Below are 14,864 nucleotides of genomic sequence, written 5' to 3'. Positions count from 1 at the left end.
ACGAAAAAATCTACGCCAATCTGACGGACTTCATTTTATCAGCGATTCCTAAAGAGATCATACCGCCGATGGATGGGATTTCCATTCGAGGGGAATACGAGTTTTGTTAGGAGTTGGTTCTAATTTTGGACAGTTGCATGAAAATTCATTGAACTTGCCTGAGATGGGTGCGATAGTAGTTCGCCTTGCCGCGCAGCACATCGCCGCCGCGCGTGCCATCCGTCGCCCACGGGTGGAACACAGGGCTTTCCTCCGTCCCGAGGTACTCCAGATCCCAACGCTCGCAGGTCGTGCGCGGGCCGTACGGCACGTGGGCATGTATGCCATCCTCGTTGTCCGCCGCCTCGCCGTGGGTGAGGATGCGCTCCTTGTCGATGGTGAGCCACAGCCCATCTGCGAGTGCCGTTACCGCCTGCGCCATCCCCTCGATCTGTGCGGCGGTCGGCGGTTCGCATCCGAGGTCGTCCGTCGTCGCACCGACGCAGCCGAGGAGGGCGATGCTGACGCTGCCACTGTTGCGCAAGTAGGTCGCAGCGAGTACATCGTCAAGTACGCCGTCCCCGATGACGTAGATGCCGCCGTCCGCATCGATCTGCACATGGTAGTCCGCGAAGAACTGCCCGTAATGCCCCGCCGTCCAGTGGAGGTACACTTTCGTCTCACGAGCGCAACGGGCGGCAGCATAGTGGAGCGCGGGACGGTATGCCGCTGCGAGGGTTCGGAGTTCGGCACAGGTCACGCGCCGCATCGCAGAGATGGGCAGTACCGCGCTCATCGTACGCCCTCCTTTTCATTTCGCATCATGACCGTCCGCCCGAGAAAGCCGATCAGCCCGGAGGCGATGTTGCTCGTCAGCTCCGCGCTGCCATAGAAGACGGACAGGATCGCGACCACGACCAGCCCCGTCCCAACCATCCAGTCCACACGCGGCAGATAATTCCGCATAAAAATTCTCCTTTCCTGTCATGCAGATATTCTTCGATAGAATACTTGCTGCAACAGCAGAAAAGGAGAGGTTTTGTTTAGGAAGTTCAAAGCGCCCCTTCCACCGCTGCGCGGTCCCCCTTCCCCGCTGCGGCAGGGAAGGCTTGAGATTACGCTCGTTTCGCTTCCCCCACTGTGGCAAGGAAGACTGAGGGTTACGCTCATTCAGCTTTCCCCTACGAGGCAATGCAATCACTGTTTCCGCATCTTATCAAGATACTGTTTCGTCTCATGCACGACGACACCCGACAGCGCGATGAGGGCAATGAGGTTCGGGATCGCCATGAGGCCGTTAACAATGTCGGCGAGTACCCAGATCGCCTCCAGTTTCAGGAAGGCACCGCACGCGATGAGGGCGATGAAGACAAGGCGGTAGGGCAGGATGGCACGCATCCCCCCGAGGTAGAGGACGGCACGCTCGCCGTAGTAGTTCCAGCCGAGGATGGTGGTGAATGCAAAGAGGGCGAGCGAGACGGTGAGGAGCATCCCGCCGATGTCGCCGTAAAGACTGGTGAACGCCGCGCCGGTCATCGCCGCACCCGCCGTATCACCATGCCACGCACCTGTCAGTACAAGAACCAGTCCTGTCATGGAGCAGATAATGATGGTGTCAATGAACGTGCCCGTCATGGAGATGAGCCCCTGCTCGGCGGGTTCTTTGGTCTTTGCCGCCGCCGCAGCAATCGGCGCGGAACCAAGACCCGACTCGTTCGAGAACACGCCGCGTGCGATGCCGTTCTGCATTGCCATCATGACGGTCGATCCGGCGAATCCGCCCGCCGCCGCCGTCCCCGTGAACGCACTGTCGAGGATGAGCGCGATCGCCGCCGGGATCTCACCGATGTGCATGAGGATGATTCCCGCGCAGATGACGATGTAGAGCACCGCCATAAAGGGGATGATGCGTGCAGCGACCTCGGCAATACTCTTGAGTCCGCCGATGGTGATCGCCGCGATGAGGACGGTGAGCGCGATGTCGGTTGCGATGCGCGGCACGCCAAAGGAGAGTTCCACGGAGTCGACGATGGCGTTGACCTGCGGGAATGTGCCGATGCCGAAGAATGCAACGAGCACCGCCGCCGCCGCGAAGAATGTCGCGAGCGGACGGTATTTCTCCCCCATGCCGAGGCGGATGTAGTACATCGGGCCGCCTGCGATCTCACCGTGCTCATCGGTGATACGGTACTTGACGGCGAGCAGTCCCTCCGCATACTTCGTCGCCATGCCGAAGAACGCCGCCATCCACATCCAGAAGATCGCACCGGGGCCACCGACCTTGACCGCTGTCGCGACACCGACGATGTTGCCCGTGCCGATGGTCGCGGCGAGCACGACACAGAGTGCCTTGAAGCTTGAGATGTCGCCCGCGCCCTTGTTCTTGGCGCGCAGGATCAGTCCGAGCGCACGCGGCAGATGTACGACCTGGATGAGCGAGAGCCGCAGCGTCAGCAGGATGCCTGTCCCGACGAGCAGTGTGATGAGCGGAACGCCCCAGAGAAATGAGTCAATGGCGTTCAGCATGGGAAGAAATGAGTCCATGGCAGATACCCCCTCAAGATTGTATTTTCATTTTCTTTCACAAATGAAAATATGCGGGTATTTTACCATGATAAAGCACGAAATGTCCATGTATACATGAAAAAAGGACGCTGCACGAGTTTTTCGTACAACGTCTCCATTGATCTGCGTCTCCGAAGCCTCACTCCGAGCCAACAATCCCGATGTAGGTGATTTTCCCCTGTTCGGTGCGGAACACAATCGCAATATCGTACGGGTCGCGGTAGACGAGATTCTCCCTGCCATCCTCATATTTCGTGTCGCGCCACGGCTTGCCGTACGTCTGCATGACCCTCTCTGCGGGGTCGCCGACGGTCACGCCGGCCGGCGTTGCAATCCCGTTGTGCGCATTCGTGTTGAGGTACATGACCGTGTCCCTGATGAAAATGACCTTGAATGACGTTCCATAGGTGTACTCGTCCATCATCTCATCCAGTGCCGGGCTCATCCGCGGCTCGGTCCGCGCAGTTGGTGCCCCGTAGATTGCCTCGACCTGTGCACGTGTCGTTCCGACCATGAGCCCGCCGAGCGCGATGTCGCTGCGCTGCAACACATGTCCGTCCCGATTGATCTGATCTTTGTACGCCGCCGTTGCTATGCCGGACATCACAAGCATAAGGACAGCGAGCAGTACAGCGATTTTCTTGTTCATCATCCTCAACCTCCAAAAATTATAGTCGAGAAAACGGAAACATAAAAAAATGGTATTTTTTGTTTCATATATAGTATACTGTCTGCTTCCATCAGAATCAACCAAAAATTGCAGGGCTTTCGCACAGTACGGCGAATCAATAACATATAGAAACCGAGAGGAGGAATCCCCATGTCCATACTTGCCGCCTACGTCGTTCCCCATCCGCCGCTGATCCTGCCGGAGGTCGGGCGGGGCGAGGAGAAGAAGATTCAGCTCACGGTAAATGCCTACGAACGCGCCATGAAGGAGGCGGCGGAGCAGAAGCCCGATACGGTCATCATCGCGAGCCCGCACACGGTCATGTACGCCGACTACTTCCACATCGCGCCGGGCGAGGAGGCAGAGGGCAGCTTTGCCCAGTTCGGCGCGGAGGAGGTCACGGTCGCGGCGCGGTATGACACGGTACTCGCAAAGGAGATCGAGATGGAGGCGGGCGCAGCAGGAATCGAGGCGGGCCCTGTCGGCGGGCGGAACGCCGTGCTCGATCACGCTGTCATGATCCCGCTGCGCTTCCTGTACACACACACGCGGGACTTCCGCGTGGTGCGGCTCGGCATCTCGGGGCTGTCCCCGCTCGATCACTACAACTTCGGCAAATGCGTCGCACGCGCCGTCAATACGCTCGGACGGCGGGCGGTCTTCATCGCGAGCGGCGACCTCTCGCACAAGCTCACACCCGAAGGGCCGTACGGATTCGCCCCCGAGGGGCCGCGCTTTGACAAAGCGTGCATGAAGTACCTTGAGGAGGGCGACTTCCTAAAGCTCCTGCGGATGGAGCGTACCCTCTATGAACCTGCGGCAGAGTGCGGGCTGCGCACGTTCTGGATGATGGCAGGTGCGCTCGACGGGCAGGCGCTCAAAATCAAGAAGCTCTCCTATCAAGGGCCGTTCGGTGTCGGCTACGGCGTTGTCTCACTCCGCGTGACGCGTGAGGATGTGCGCCGCAACTTCGCCGAACGCTACGAGATGCTCGAACGGCGGGCGCAGGAGGAGCGGCGTGCCGCCGAGGACGACTATGTGCGGCTCGCACGGCACGCGATTGAAACCATTGTCCGTACGGGGAAAAATGCAGAACTCCCACAGGGACTTTCATCCGAGATGGCAGAGCGGGCAGGCGTCTTCGTCTCGCTCAAAAAGGACGGCGAGCTGCGCGGCTGCATCGGCACGTTTGAACCCACGACGAAGAATATCGCAGAGGAGATTCTCCAAAACGCCGCCTCTGCCGCGCTGCGCGACCCGCGCTTTCCACCCGTCAAAAAGGAGGAACTGGACGCACTCGTCTACTCCGTCGACGTACTCACGGAGCCAGAACTGGTCAGCGGTGCGGACGATCTCGATGCAAAGAAATACGGCGTGATTGTCGAGTACCGTGCACGCAAGGGGCTGCTGCTACCCGATCTGGACGGTGTGGACACGGTGGACGAGCAGCTGCGCATCGCCCGCCAAAAGGGCGGCATCCCCGCCGATGCTCCGATCCGCATCTGGCGGTTTACCGTCGAGCGGCACCACTGAGATGGATACACGGGATATACGGGCGGACAGAGCTGCGGAGGCTGCTGTAGATACACGGCGAATCCATACGGGCGGATCTGTGGATGCTGCTCCGTCTCCCACGGGCGCGGACACACCGATCACCTGCACACTCTGCCCCCATGCCTGCCGTCTGCGACTGGGCGCGACGGGATTCTGCCGTGCACGCAGGAACGAGGGCGGCACGATCCGCGCCATCAACTACGGGCGGCTGACCGCTCTTGCGCTCGACCCGATCGAGAAGAAGCCGCTCTACCATTTTTATCCCAACCGTCAAATTCTCTCGGTCGGCAGCTTCGGCTGCAACCTCGCGTGCCCGTTCTGCCAGAACGCGGGAATTGCAGCGGCAGACGAGCGCATCGAGACGGAGAACGTCATGCCCGCGCAGCTTGCCGCACTCGCCGAGGAGCTGCGGCATCAGCCACGCGGCAATATCGGTGTCGCCTTTACCTACAACGAGCCGCTCGTCGGCTATGAGTACATCATGGACACGGCCCCGCTCCTGCACGCGGCGGGGATGAAGGTCGTACTCGTCACGAACGGCATGATCTGCACGGAGCCGCTCACGCGTCTCCTGCCGCACGTCGATGCGATGAACATAGATCTGAAGGCATGGCGCACGGACACCTATCGGCAGCTTGACGGCGACCTAGCGGCGGTGAAGTCGACCATCGCAACCGCTGTCCACTCCGGCGTGCACATCGAGGTGACAACCCTCGTCGTCCCGGGCATCAGCGACCATGCCGAGGACATAGACGAGGAGGCTCACTGGCTTTCCACCCTCTCGCCCGACCTCCCGCTCCACATCAGCCGCTATTTCCCGCGCCACCGCATGAGCGAGCCGCCGACACCGATTGCGGACATCGACCGCCTCACAGCAGTCGCACGGCGACATCTGCGGCACGTCCATCGCGGGAACTGCTGAATAAACAAACTTAGGGAATCGCTGATAAAACAGACCTGCAGATTGGCGTAGATTTTTTGTCCGAACAAGGAGACAAACCGGACGCATAGCCAAAGCTATGTGGAGGATTTGCTAACGAAAAGCGGGCAAAAAAGATGCGCTAAGATGGTAGTGCTGAATTTATCAGTGCTTCCTTAAAAGCCAAAAGACCTCCCACACCATCCACAGTGTGAGAGGTCTTTGTGCGTGATGTCTTATAGCATCGCCGAGACAGCCGCCGCCGTCGCAGCAGAACCCTGAGCCGCCTTCGAGAGCAGCAGCGGATCTCCGATCTGCTCGCGTGCCTGCAGTTTCATCTTCTCGATCGTTTCGGAGATGACATCCTTGCCCGCCTCGGGGTGCGAGCCGCGCGTCACGATCTGGGAGACGAGTTTCGTCCCCTCGTAGATCTGCGTGATGACCGTACCGTCCGCGAGGATGCGTGTGATAACCGTATCGCCGACCTTCTCCGACCAGTCGCGTGCCTCCGCTGCCTTCATCTCCTTGAAATTCTGCAGTACCCGCGCAAAGGTATCGGACGTATCCTCCTTGACGGAATGTGTGCGATGCCCGGCAGATGCCGACACAACACCGCCACTGCCATAAACTTTATCGAGTTCCATCAGTTTCCCTCCCTTCGCGCTTCCTGCTTGGTATCGACTTCCTTACCATTTCTATCGGAGGAATCCCGCCCTCCTTAAGGAATCGCTGATGAAATCAGCAATTTATGAACAAAATTCTTGAACTGACGCGACTTTTCCGATAATATAAAAGAAATGAATGGAGATGATGAGAATGAGCGAACTGCTTTCCTTCTCCTCCGACTACATGGAGGGGGCGCACGCGGAGATCCTGCAGCGGCTTGTCGCGACTAATCTGGAGCAGACGGCGGGCTATGGGCTGGACACATACTCCGATGCAGCGCGGGAGAAGATACGAAAGGCGTGCCGCAGTCCGCGTGCAGAGATTTATTTTCTCGCGGGTGGAACGCAGACGAACCGCATTGTGATCTCATCTCTGCTGCGCCCCTACGAAGGTGTGATTGCCGCAGACACGGGGCATATCACCGTACACGAGGCGGGCGCAATCGAGTGCGGCGGTCACAAGGTGCTCGCGCTCCCACACACGGACGGCAAACTCACGGCACGCGCCATTGAAAGCTGCCTGCGTGCCTATCACGAGGATGCGAACCGCGACCACATGGTGCGCCCAGGCATGGTCTATCTCTCCCATCCGACGGAGTACGGGACGCTCTACACCATGGACGAGCTGGAGGTCATCAGCGCGATCTGCCGTGCGAACAAGATCCCGCTCTTCCTCGACGGGGCGCGGCTCGCGTATGCGCTCGGCTGCCCCGCGAACGAACTGACCCTGCCCGCCATCGCACGTCTGACGGATGTGTTCTACATCGGCGGGACGAAGTGCGGCGCACTCTTCGGCGAAGCGATCGTGTTCCCGAAGGCGGGCACCGTCCCGCATTTCTTCACCATCGTCAAGCAGAATGGCTCACTACTGGCAAAGGGGCGCGTGCTCGGCATCCAGTTCGACACCCTCTTTACCGATGGACTGTACGAGCGCGGCGGTGCGCACGCCGTCACGGCGGCCGACCGCATCCGTACGGCACTCACGGAGAAGGGCTATCAGCTCGCTGTGGACAGCCCGACGAACCAGATCTTCCTTGCGCTCGATGACACGCAGCACGCGCATCTCTCCGCAGAGGTCAGCATGGGATTCTGGGAGAAGCAGGACGAGGCGACCATCATGCGCATCGCGACCAGCTGGGCGACACAGGATGCGGACGTGGAGCGATTGATCGCGGTGCTGTAAGAGAAAATCCACTTGCATCGCTGTAAGTGGACTGTTATAATAGACATAGAAAGAAACGCCCTTTGACGGCATCTTTCCATTCATCGTGTTGTTATATTTCTAAACAACCGCTCATTGGTCAGAATGGGCGGTTACTCTTTTGCTATTGCAAGCAGATATCCGGTGGCAACGACCAGAAAAACGATCGCGTCAACTTCCGTCATACTCAGTCACCCTCTCTCGGGGGAAAGATACCGCCGCAGGATTCCTCCTGCCCAGGACGTTTCAATCACATGATAGCATAGCCAAATATAAAATACAAACAAATTTTCGTAAAATTAACAATCTCATTGTCCTTGACGATGTCACGCACAAATGATAGAATAGAGGTATAAAAAGGGCACTGCCGGATAGACGGCTGCCCCTCATTTTTGGCAGAGAATCCCGCCTACTCCTGGAAGCGTAAGGCGGGTTTTCTCATTTATCGGCGAACGCTGATCATCAATACGGTAAACACAACGAGAAATGTTAAAAACTCGTAGGTCTCCATACGAATCCCCCCTCTCGGGGGCGAGATTGCCGCCTACCGTGTCAGCAGTGCTTGCACATAGTATATCATAAGAACATATGTAGTACAATAGGAAATCCCCTTGACGCTGTGTGCATCAAGGGGATTCTTCTGTTACAAAACGATCAAATATCCAGATTCCGCACAAGCCGTGCATTCTCCTCGATGAACTGGCGGCGCGGCTCGACCTTGTCGCCCATGAGGATGGTAAAGAGTTCGTCTGCGGCTTCTGCATCCTCTGCGCCGACCTGCAGCATGGTGCGTCCCTCTGGGTTCATGGTGGTCTCCCAGAGCTGCTCGGGGTTCATCTCGCCGAGTCCCTTGTACCGCTGGATGGTGACACCGTCGCGCCCGATCTCGTCGAGTTTCTTCGCCTGTTCCTCGTCGGAGTAGGTGTAGAAATGCTTTTTGTCCTTGCGGATCTGGTAGAGAGGCGGCTGCGCGATGTAGACGTGTCCGTGGTCGACGAGCGGCTTCATGTAGCGGTAGAAGAAGGTGAGGAGCAGGGTGCGGATGTGCGCCCCGTCGACGTCCGCATCGGTCATGATGATGATCTTGCCGTAGCGGCGTTTCGAGAGGTCGAACTCCTCGCCGATGCCCGTGCCGAATGCGGTAATCATGGTGCGAATCTCCGCGTTGGCAAAGATCTTGTCCAGACGCGCCTTCTCGACGTTGAGGATCTTGCCGCGCAGGGGCAGGATCGCTTGGAAACGGCGGTCGCGTCCCTGTTTTGCCGAACCGCCCGCAGAGTCGCCCTCGACGATGTAGATCTCGCATTGGTCGGGGTCTTTGACGGAGCAGTCTGCGAGTTTACCCGGCAGGCTCGACACCTCCAGGGCGTTCTTGCGGCGCGTGAGTTCCCTTGCCTTGCGTGCCGCCTCACGGGCACGGGATGCCATGAGAGATTTTTCCAGTACCTTTTTCGTGACGGCGGGGTTCTCCTCGAAGTACTCGGTCAGTCCCTCGGTGACGATGGAGTCAACGATGCCGCGCACCTCGGAGTTGCCGAGTTTCGTCTTGGTCTGTCCCTCGAACTGCGGCTCGCGCACCTTCAGACTGATGACGGCGGTGAGTCCCTCGCGCACGTCCTCGCCCGAGAGGTTGCCGTCCTTGTCCTTCAGCACGTTCAGCCGCCGCGCAAAGTCGTTCGCCGCACGGGTGAGAGCGATCTTGAACCCCGCGAGGTGCGTGCCGCCCTCCTCGGTGTTGATGTTGTTGACGAAGCTGTAGATGTTTTCCTGATAGCTGTCGTTGTACTGCATGGCGATCTCGACGACGGTGTCGTCCTTGACCCCGTTGAAGTAGATCGGCTCCTCGTTGATGGTCTCCTTCTTGCGGTTGAGGTGGGAGACGAAGGAGCGGATGCCGCCGTCGAAGTGGAAGGTCTCGCGCCGCTCCGCCTCGCCGCGCTCATCGACGAGGGTGATTGTGATGCCGTGGTTGAGAAAGGCAAGTTCGCGCAGACGGTGTTTCAGCGTCTCGAAGCTATAGGTGGTGACGGTGAAGATCTCGGGGTCGGGAACGAAGTGGACGCGTGTCCCTGTGGTCTCGCTCGTTCCGATTTCGTGAAGTTTCTCCTGTGTCACGCCGCGTGAAAAGGAGATCTCATGTATCTTGCCGTCACGGCGCACCTGAACGTCCATCGCGGAGGAGAGCGCGTTGACGACGGAGACGCCGACGCCGTGGAGACCGCCCGAGACCTTATACCCGTCGCCGCCGAATTTGCCGCCCGCGTGGAGGACGGTGAGTACGACCTCGACCGCGGGCATGCCGCTCTCGTGCATATCGACGGGGATGCCGCGCCCGTTGTCTGTGACGGTGATGCTGTTGTCCCCGTGGATCACAACCTCGACCGTGTCGCAATAGCCCGCGAGTGCCTCGTCGATGGAGTTGTCCACGACCTCATAGACGAGGTGATGCAGTCCGCGCTCCGATGTCGAGCCAATGTACATACCGGGACGCTTGCGTACTGCCTCCAGTCCCTCAAGGACTTGGATCTGTCCCGCGCCGTAGTCGGCATCGACGGCGGTCACCTCGTCGCCCATCTCCTCGGCGGAGATGGCAATACCCGAGAGGTCGGGCATATCCGCCATTTCGGCGGCTTCCTTTGCCTCCGCCTCGGTCATCGGGCGAACCTCTGCCTGTTCTTCGTTTGCATTCAGGTCGATTGTCTTTGCCATTATGTCCTCCTTGGGGATATTATTTTCTAGGAATCGATGCTACACAAATGATCTCGTAGTTGTTTTCTTTCAAAATATCGGCGCAATACTTTCTCAGAGGCGGAATATCCTCTGTTATCATATCCCACACCTTCGAGAAGTCTACCCCCGTATCATACCCATGTGCAATAATATTGCGCTGTCCTTTGATCTGTTTCCATGGAATCTCTTTTGCCTTTGCTAAAAACTCATCCGAAAGATGACGGGCAATCTCTCCGATTGCCTGTAAATTGATCGAAACATTTCCTTGATAGATATGGTTGTTGATGAAGAGAGTTCGATCCTCGCCAAAATATGACATGGTGTCAAGGATTCGATCACAATGCTTGACGATATGCTGGAGGATCTGTCCATCCTTCTCGCTCACTGTCATAGATCAGTATCTCCTCTCTTTCCACATATTTTTTGAAGATTTTATACTCCTCCGGGATTCTCGTAATCAGATCGATTTCTTTCCCCAGAGCCTCTTCGAGGTCTGCATAAAAACCTCCGAGTTCGAGAAACCTCATTTCCTCAGCTGCTTTGACATGAAGATCCACGTCGCTGTCCTCACGCGCCTCGCCGCGTGCATACGAGCCGAAGAGCCAGACTTTTTCTACCTTGTACTGATCGCAAATAGGGCGGATTTTCGCGCGGATTTCGTCAATGGTGAGGATCATGAATCTCGCCCCTTTCGTTATGATTTCTTCTTTGTCTTGCGCTTCTTCATCTCTTCCCAGAATTCGCGCGTGGTGATGAGTTCGTTCCTGAGTTCCCAGAAGGTGCTCTGAATCTTCTTCGGTGTAATCTCCTCGGGCGGCAGTCCGCGATGGAGCATGGTGAGTATGCGTGCATTTTCACTGTTCTGTGCGGTATATTCGGTCTCGCCCGCGATGCGGCGCACGAGGTCGGCACGCTCACTGCCGAGCAGGAGGGCATCGCAGGAGGGGATGCGGCGCACGATGTCCGCGAGTTTCGCCCACGGCTCACGCATGAGGATCGTTCGTACCTCATGGCGCACGCTGCGCTCCTCGGCGCGGCGGCAGTCATGGCAGACGCGCTCAATCATACGCCCACACGAGGGGCACGCTGTGTAACCGCGCTGCTCCTTGAGCCGCTTTGCCTTGCGCGTCGTCTGATAGGCGCGCTGGATGTGGGTCGCAAGTTTCGCATCGGCGACCGTTTCCGCGAGTGCCTTGCCGTGTGCGATTTCCGCGTCGCTGAGTCCCGTCTGGACGAGGGCGCGTGCGTAAGCGGCGCGTGTCTCCATATCCTGCCCGTCCTCTGCCGGAATGGGAGCAGGACGCGCCGAACGCGCAAAGACGATCTCCCTCACAAGCCGTCCGCCCGCGTAGTTGTTGACGCGCTGGATGGTGTCGGGCATGGTCATGCGCATCTCGTTTTTCCATGTGGCATCGGGTGCGTAGAGGAAGAGTTTGCCGTCCTTGATGGCGACGGCACGCACGCGGCGTGCGACCATCTCCCCGATGATATCCGCCCAATGGGAGAGTGTAGTATGCGCGATGTAGTCGCGCTCGAACGCGGGACCAAGGCGGTGGACGGCGGCACGCACATCATCGCCCGCGTTTGCTGTGCCGAGTGTTGTGCGCATAAATCCGCCTCCATTCCTTCGCCATATGTACGCAACGCGGCTACGATACGTTCCACTTCGTCTGCAATAGCACTACATCTCCCGTATCTGCCCATTTTCCACATACCGATACGTTCCCATGCGCTCTGACGGGAAATATGCCGCATCGGTCGCGGTGATGAAGGTCTGGATCTCCTCGCTGCGGATAAAGGAGAGAAGCGCGGCGCGGCGATCCGCGTCCAGCTCACTCATGACATCATCGAGGAGGAGGATCGGTGCCTCACCGACGTTCTCGCGCAGGTAGAAGAGCTCGGCGAGCTTCAGCGCGAGTGCGCCCGTGCGCTGCTGTCCCTGCGAGCCGTAGCTCCTGAGACTCATGCCGCCCACGGCAAGAACCAGATCGTCCAGATGCGGACCGATCCCCGTCGTGGCGCGTGCAATATCACGCGCACGCATTTCCTTGAACATCTCATTATACCATAGTTCGAGACGTTCTGTCATGCCATCTTTCAGAGAGGTCAGCCCTGCGGGCGCGTGCGCGATCTCATACGATACGGTCAGTTCCTCGCCCGCCGCGAGCACCGCCTGCACACGCGCAGAGAGCGCACGCAGCTGCTCTGTCGCTGCAATCCGCCGCGTGACGATGTACGCGGCACTCTTTGCGAGCTGTGCATCCCACGGGAGGAGTGCATCGACGGGCGCGAGCCGCTCGCGGATGTCCTTCAGCAGTGCTCCCCGCTGACGCAGGATGTGCGTGTAGCGCAGGAGTTCCCCGTAGTACGCAGGGCTTGCCTGCGAGAGCTCGGCATCCAGATAGCGACGGCGGAGCGCAGGCGCACCCTTGACGAGAAAGAGATCCTCGGGGGAAAAGAGCACCATCGGCAGGATGCCGACGAGGTCGCGCTGCCTGAGATTTTCCCCGCTGCGCTCGATGCGCCGCCGTGCGCCGCGTGCGAAGGTAAAATTCAGCGCACCGGGTACATCATGCCGCAGGAAGGAAAGCCCGATGTGCGCTCCGTCTGCACCCATCCGAATAAGCTCCGCATCGCTCGATGTGCGATGGGAGCGTCCGAACGCGGCGTAGTAAAGCGCCTCGATGATATTCGTCTTGCCCTGTGCGTTCGCTCCGAGGAAAATCTGCACCCCTGCATCGAAAGAGAGGTGCAGCTCCTCATAGTTGCGATAGGAACGCAGTACAAGTGATGTAATCTGCATAACTACGAACGAACGACACGGTAAGTATCTTCGCCCTCGATTGTAACGACATCACCGACGACAAGTTTGCGTCGGCGAGCCGTCTCGACTTCCCCATTGCGGAGGATTGCCTGTGCGGCAATCAGCTCCTTTACGACGCCGCCGCTCGGTACAGCACCGGCGAGCTTGAGGAACTGGTCGAGCTGAATCGTGTCCGTATGAATCTCGATATCTGTCAATGTGTCCTCACTGGCGTTACAACGTATACATATTTTGCATCAACTTCTTCACGGATCGTGATGGGCGAGAGGTTCATGCCCTGCGCGTTTGTTCCTTGCAGGGAGAGGATAAAGGTATCGCTATCGAGCGACTTCACCGCATCCATGAGGTAGGACGCATTGAACGCGATCGTGACATCATCACCCGTCACCTCGGCGGGAATCGTCTCCTCCGCCTCGCCGATCTCGGGGCTGTTCGAGGAGATGCGCATCAGTCCCTGCTCGAATGCGAGTTTGACGATGTTGTATTGATCGGTGCGTGCAATGAGCGAGGCGCGTTCCACGGCGGAGGCAAATGTCGCAGCGTCGAGGGTGACACGCGTTCGGATATTCTCCTCCGTCGGAATGACGCGGCGATAGTCGGGAAATGCGCCCTCGATCAGACGCGAGGTCATGTAGATGTTATCCGAGGACATGCTGATCTGGTTATAGGAGCAGGTGACGTGGATGTCACTTTCCACCTCGCCTGTGATGGTGCGTGTGACTTCCTCAAGGAAGCGTGCAGGAATGATGACGCGGATCGATCCGGCATCCTCTTCGAGCATCTCACTCTTGACGGCGAGGCGATGCACATTTGTCGCGGCAAACGTGACCTCTCTGCCCTCGACTTCGAGCTGACAGCCTGTGAAGATCGGACGGCGGTCACGTTGTTCCTCACGCAGACAAGCGAATGCAGATTTCTTGACAAGACGTGCAAGTGTACGGTCTTTAATGGTAAATTGCAGTGTCCCTCCCATACGTTGAAGTACAGGGAAATCTGTCGTCTCCATCGTGCGCAGGGTAAAACGCGCCGTACCGGATTTGATTACGGCAAGACCGTCGGAGCTCTCTGTGTCGATGGAGACTTCCTCAGCGGGCAGTTTGCGTGCGAATTCGGTGAGGTACTTGCCGGGCAGGACTGCCGTGCCGACCATATGAATCTCTGCGGGGATTGTAACGATGAAGCCCAGCTCGTAGTTCGTGGACTGGAGTTCGAGCTGTCCCTCCTTCGCCGTCATATAGATGCCTGAGAGAATGGGAGTTTGCAGCTTGGTGGAGAGTCCCTTGCTGACGATCTGCAGCGCAGAGATGAGGTCGCTCTTGGCGAGTGTGATGTGCATATGTGTTCCTTTCTGATGGAGCTTTGCGCGGTCTGCGTACCGTTTTTCTATGAATGCGTGTAGAAAATAAATATAGTAGCCGTAGTAGTAGATGCTGTGGATTGGTGGAAAAGTGGAGAAAAGCCTGGAGCGGCGCGGAGGTGGCTGTGGATAATTTGAGTGGAGTTATTCCTGAGTTATCAACAGTTTACACAGATGGGCGGTGGATGAAATGTTATCCACAAAGCATCCACATGAAATGCCGTGGGAAATGAACAGAGATGTCCACAGGACAATCGTGTCTGCACTCTATTGTAAGACGATTACATACGGTGTATAAGATTACGGGGAATTGGGTTCTATGATAAATGTTACGGAAAAATGCAGACAGCGATGCTCCTAAGCAAACCCTAGTGGAGCAAGCGGGGAAAGTGTGCGGTAC

Annotated in this window: 16 protein-coding genes; 4 read left to right on the top strand and 12 right to left on the bottom strand. The window is 57.9% G+C overall.

Features of this window, described 5'->3' with window-relative positions:
• Positions 1–145 precede the first annotated feature (145 nt).
• From ACO6BQ_RS05915 to ACO6BQ_RS05900, 4 genes are all read right to left on the bottom strand, one after another.
• Positions 146–775 carry an N-acetylmuramoyl-L-alanine amidase gene (locus ACO6BQ_RS05915; RefSeq protein WP_489119984.1) on the bottom strand — a complete coding sequence of 210 codons (630 nt, stop codon included), beginning with the start codon at positions 773–775 and terminating at the stop codon, positions 146–148.
• Positions 772–945: a hypothetical protein gene (locus tag ACO6BQ_RS05910; protein ID WP_006692401.1), complete on the bottom strand. Its 174-nt coding sequence runs from the start codon at positions 943–945 to the stop codon at positions 772–774. The genes ACO6BQ_RS05915 and ACO6BQ_RS05910 overlap by 4 nt, the downstream gene beginning before the upstream one ends.
• Positions 946–1,176: 231 nt before the next feature.
• The gene (locus ACO6BQ_RS05905) at positions 1,177–2,523 is read right to left on the bottom strand and encodes an alanine/glycine:cation symporter family protein (protein ID WP_489119983.1); all 1,347 of its coding nucleotides are present in this window, start codon (positions 2,521–2,523) and stop codon (positions 1,177–1,179) included.
• 160 nt (positions 2,524–2,683) lie between these two features.
• Positions 2,684–3,196, bottom strand: a complete 513-nt coding sequence (locus tag ACO6BQ_RS05900; protein ID WP_489119982.1) for a hypothetical protein — start codon at positions 3,194–3,196, stop codon at positions 2,684–2,686.
• 168 nt (positions 3,197–3,364) lie between these two features.
• Between ACO6BQ_RS05900 and amrA the strand changes: the two genes are divergently transcribed.
• From amrA to ACO6BQ_RS05885, 3 genes are all read left to right on the top strand, one after another.
• Positions 3,365–4,747: an AmmeMemoRadiSam system protein A gene (amrA, locus tag ACO6BQ_RS05895; RefSeq protein WP_489119981.1), complete on the top strand. Its 1,383-nt coding sequence runs from the start codon at positions 3,365–3,367 to the stop codon at positions 4,745–4,747.
• Positions 4,748–4,826: 79 nt separating this feature from the next.
• Entirely contained in the window at positions 4,827–5,690 is an 864-nt protein-coding gene (gene amrS / locus ACO6BQ_RS05890) for an AmmeMemoRadiSam system radical SAM enzyme (RefSeq protein WP_489119989.1), read from the top strand.
• A gap of 51 nt (positions 5,691–5,741) precedes the next feature.
• Entirely contained in the window at positions 5,742–5,867 is a 126-nt protein-coding gene (locus tag ACO6BQ_RS05885; protein ID WP_489119988.1) for a secretion protein HlyD, read from the top strand.
• Positions 5,868–5,923: 56 nt separating this feature from the next.
• On the opposite strand, the gene ACO6BQ_RS05880 is transcribed toward ACO6BQ_RS05885, so the two are convergent.
• Entirely contained in the window at positions 5,924–6,331 is a 408-nt protein-coding gene (locus ACO6BQ_RS05880; RefSeq protein WP_489119980.1) for a hypothetical protein, read from the bottom strand.
• A 163-nt stretch (positions 6,332–6,494) separates the two neighbouring features.
• On the opposite strand from ACO6BQ_RS05880, the gene ACO6BQ_RS05875 reads away from it, so the two are divergent.
• On the top strand, positions 6,495–7,535 hold the full coding sequence (locus ACO6BQ_RS05875; RefSeq protein ID WP_489119987.1) for a threonine aldolase family protein: 1,041 nt from the start codon (positions 6,495–6,497) through the stop codon (positions 7,533–7,535).
• A 672-nt stretch (positions 7,536–8,207) separates the two neighbouring features.
• Here ACO6BQ_RS05875 and gyrB read toward each other — a convergent pair.
• The 7 genes from gyrB to dnaN form a co-directional block, all read right to left on the bottom strand.
• The gene (gene gyrB / locus ACO6BQ_RS05870; protein ID WP_489119979.1) at positions 8,208–10,262 is read right to left on the bottom strand and encodes a DNA topoisomerase (ATP-hydrolyzing) subunit B; all 2,055 of its coding nucleotides are present in this window, start codon (positions 10,260–10,262) and stop codon (positions 8,208–8,210) included.
• A 19-nt stretch (positions 10,263–10,281) separates the two neighbouring features.
• Positions 10,282–10,674, bottom strand: coding sequence for a HepT-like ribonuclease domain-containing protein (locus ACO6BQ_RS05865; protein ID WP_489119978.1), 393 nt, complete (start codon positions 10,672–10,674; stop codon positions 10,282–10,284).
• Positions 10,619–10,960 carry a nucleotidyltransferase family protein gene (locus tag ACO6BQ_RS05860; RefSeq protein WP_489119977.1) on the bottom strand — a complete coding sequence of 114 codons (342 nt, stop codon included), beginning with the start codon at positions 10,958–10,960 and terminating at the stop codon, positions 10,619–10,621. Before ACO6BQ_RS05860 ends, ACO6BQ_RS05865 begins: the two co-directional genes overlap by 56 nt.
• Positions 10,961–10,977: 17 nt before the next feature.
• Positions 10,978–11,892, bottom strand: a complete 915-nt coding sequence (locus ACO6BQ_RS05855) for a DciA family protein (protein ID WP_489119976.1) — start codon at positions 11,890–11,892, stop codon at positions 10,978–10,980.
• 72 nt (positions 11,893–11,964) lie between these two features.
• On the bottom strand, positions 11,965–13,086 hold the full coding sequence (gene recF, locus ACO6BQ_RS05850) for a DNA replication/repair protein RecF (RefSeq protein WP_489119975.1): 1,122 nt from the start codon (positions 13,084–13,086) through the stop codon (positions 11,965–11,967).
• A 2-nt stretch (positions 13,087–13,088) separates the two neighbouring features.
• Positions 13,089–13,304, bottom strand: coding sequence for an RNA-binding S4 domain-containing protein (locus ACO6BQ_RS05845; protein WP_489119974.1), 216 nt, complete (start codon positions 13,302–13,304; stop codon positions 13,089–13,091).
• Positions 13,301–14,443 (bottom strand): DNA polymerase III subunit beta, encoded by a 1,143-nt coding sequence (dnaN, locus tag ACO6BQ_RS05840; protein ID WP_489119973.1) that lies wholly within the window; start codon positions 14,441–14,443, stop codon positions 13,301–13,303. Before dnaN ends, ACO6BQ_RS05845 begins: the two co-directional genes overlap by 4 nt.
• Between the last annotated feature and the right edge of the window lie 421 nt (positions 14,444–14,864).

Source organism: Centipeda sp. (in: firmicutes) (genome assembly GCF_057271695.1).
The sequence above is the reverse complement of the archived record's forward strand: the minus strand, read 5'-3'. Positions and strand labels throughout refer to the sequence as shown.

Coding starts and splice junctions, on each gene's coding strand:
- ACO6BQ_RS05915 (WP_489119984.1), bottom strand. CDS start 775: ATGAGCGCGGTACTGCCCATCTCTGCGATGCGGCGCGTGACCTGTGCC.
- ACO6BQ_RS05910 (WP_006692401.1), bottom strand. CDS start 945: ATGCGGAATTATCTGCCGCGTGTGGACTGGATGGTTGGGACGGGGCTG.
- ACO6BQ_RS05905 (WP_489119983.1), bottom strand. CDS start 2,523: ATGGACTCATTTCTTCCCATGCTGAACGCCATTGACTCATTTCTCTGG.
- ACO6BQ_RS05900 (WP_489119982.1), bottom strand. CDS start 3,196: ATGATGAACAAGAAAATCGCTGTACTGCTCGCTGTCCTTATGCTTGTG.
- amrA (WP_489119981.1), top strand. CDS start 3,365: ATGTCCATACTTGCCGCCTACGTCGTTCCCCATCCGCCGCTGATCCTG.
- ACO6BQ_RS05880 (WP_489119980.1), bottom strand. CDS start 6,331: ATGGAACTCGATAAAGTTTATGGCAGTGGCGGTGTTGTGTCGGCATCT.
- ACO6BQ_RS05875 (WP_489119987.1), top strand. CDS start 6,495: ATGATGAGAATGAGCGAACTGCTTTCCTTCTCCTCCGACTACATGGAG.
- gyrB (WP_489119979.1), bottom strand. CDS start 10,262: ATGGCAAAGACAATCGACCTGAATGCAAACGAAGAACAGGCAGAGGTT.
- ACO6BQ_RS05865 (WP_489119978.1), bottom strand. CDS start 10,674: ATGACAGTGAGCGAGAAGGATGGACAGATCCTCCAGCATATCGTCAAG.
- ACO6BQ_RS05860 (WP_489119977.1), bottom strand. CDS start 10,960: ATGATCCTCACCATTGACGAAATCCGCGCGAAAATCCGCCCTATTTGC.
- ACO6BQ_RS05855 (WP_489119976.1), bottom strand. CDS start 11,892: ATGCGCACAACACTCGGCACAGCAAACGCGGGCGATGATGTGCGTGCC.
- recF (WP_489119975.1), bottom strand. CDS start 13,086: ATGCAGATTACATCACTTGTACTGCGTTCCTATCGCAACTATGAGGAG.
- dnaN (WP_489119973.1), bottom strand. CDS start 14,443: ATGCACATCACACTCGCCAAGAGCGACCTCATCTCTGCGCTGCAGATC.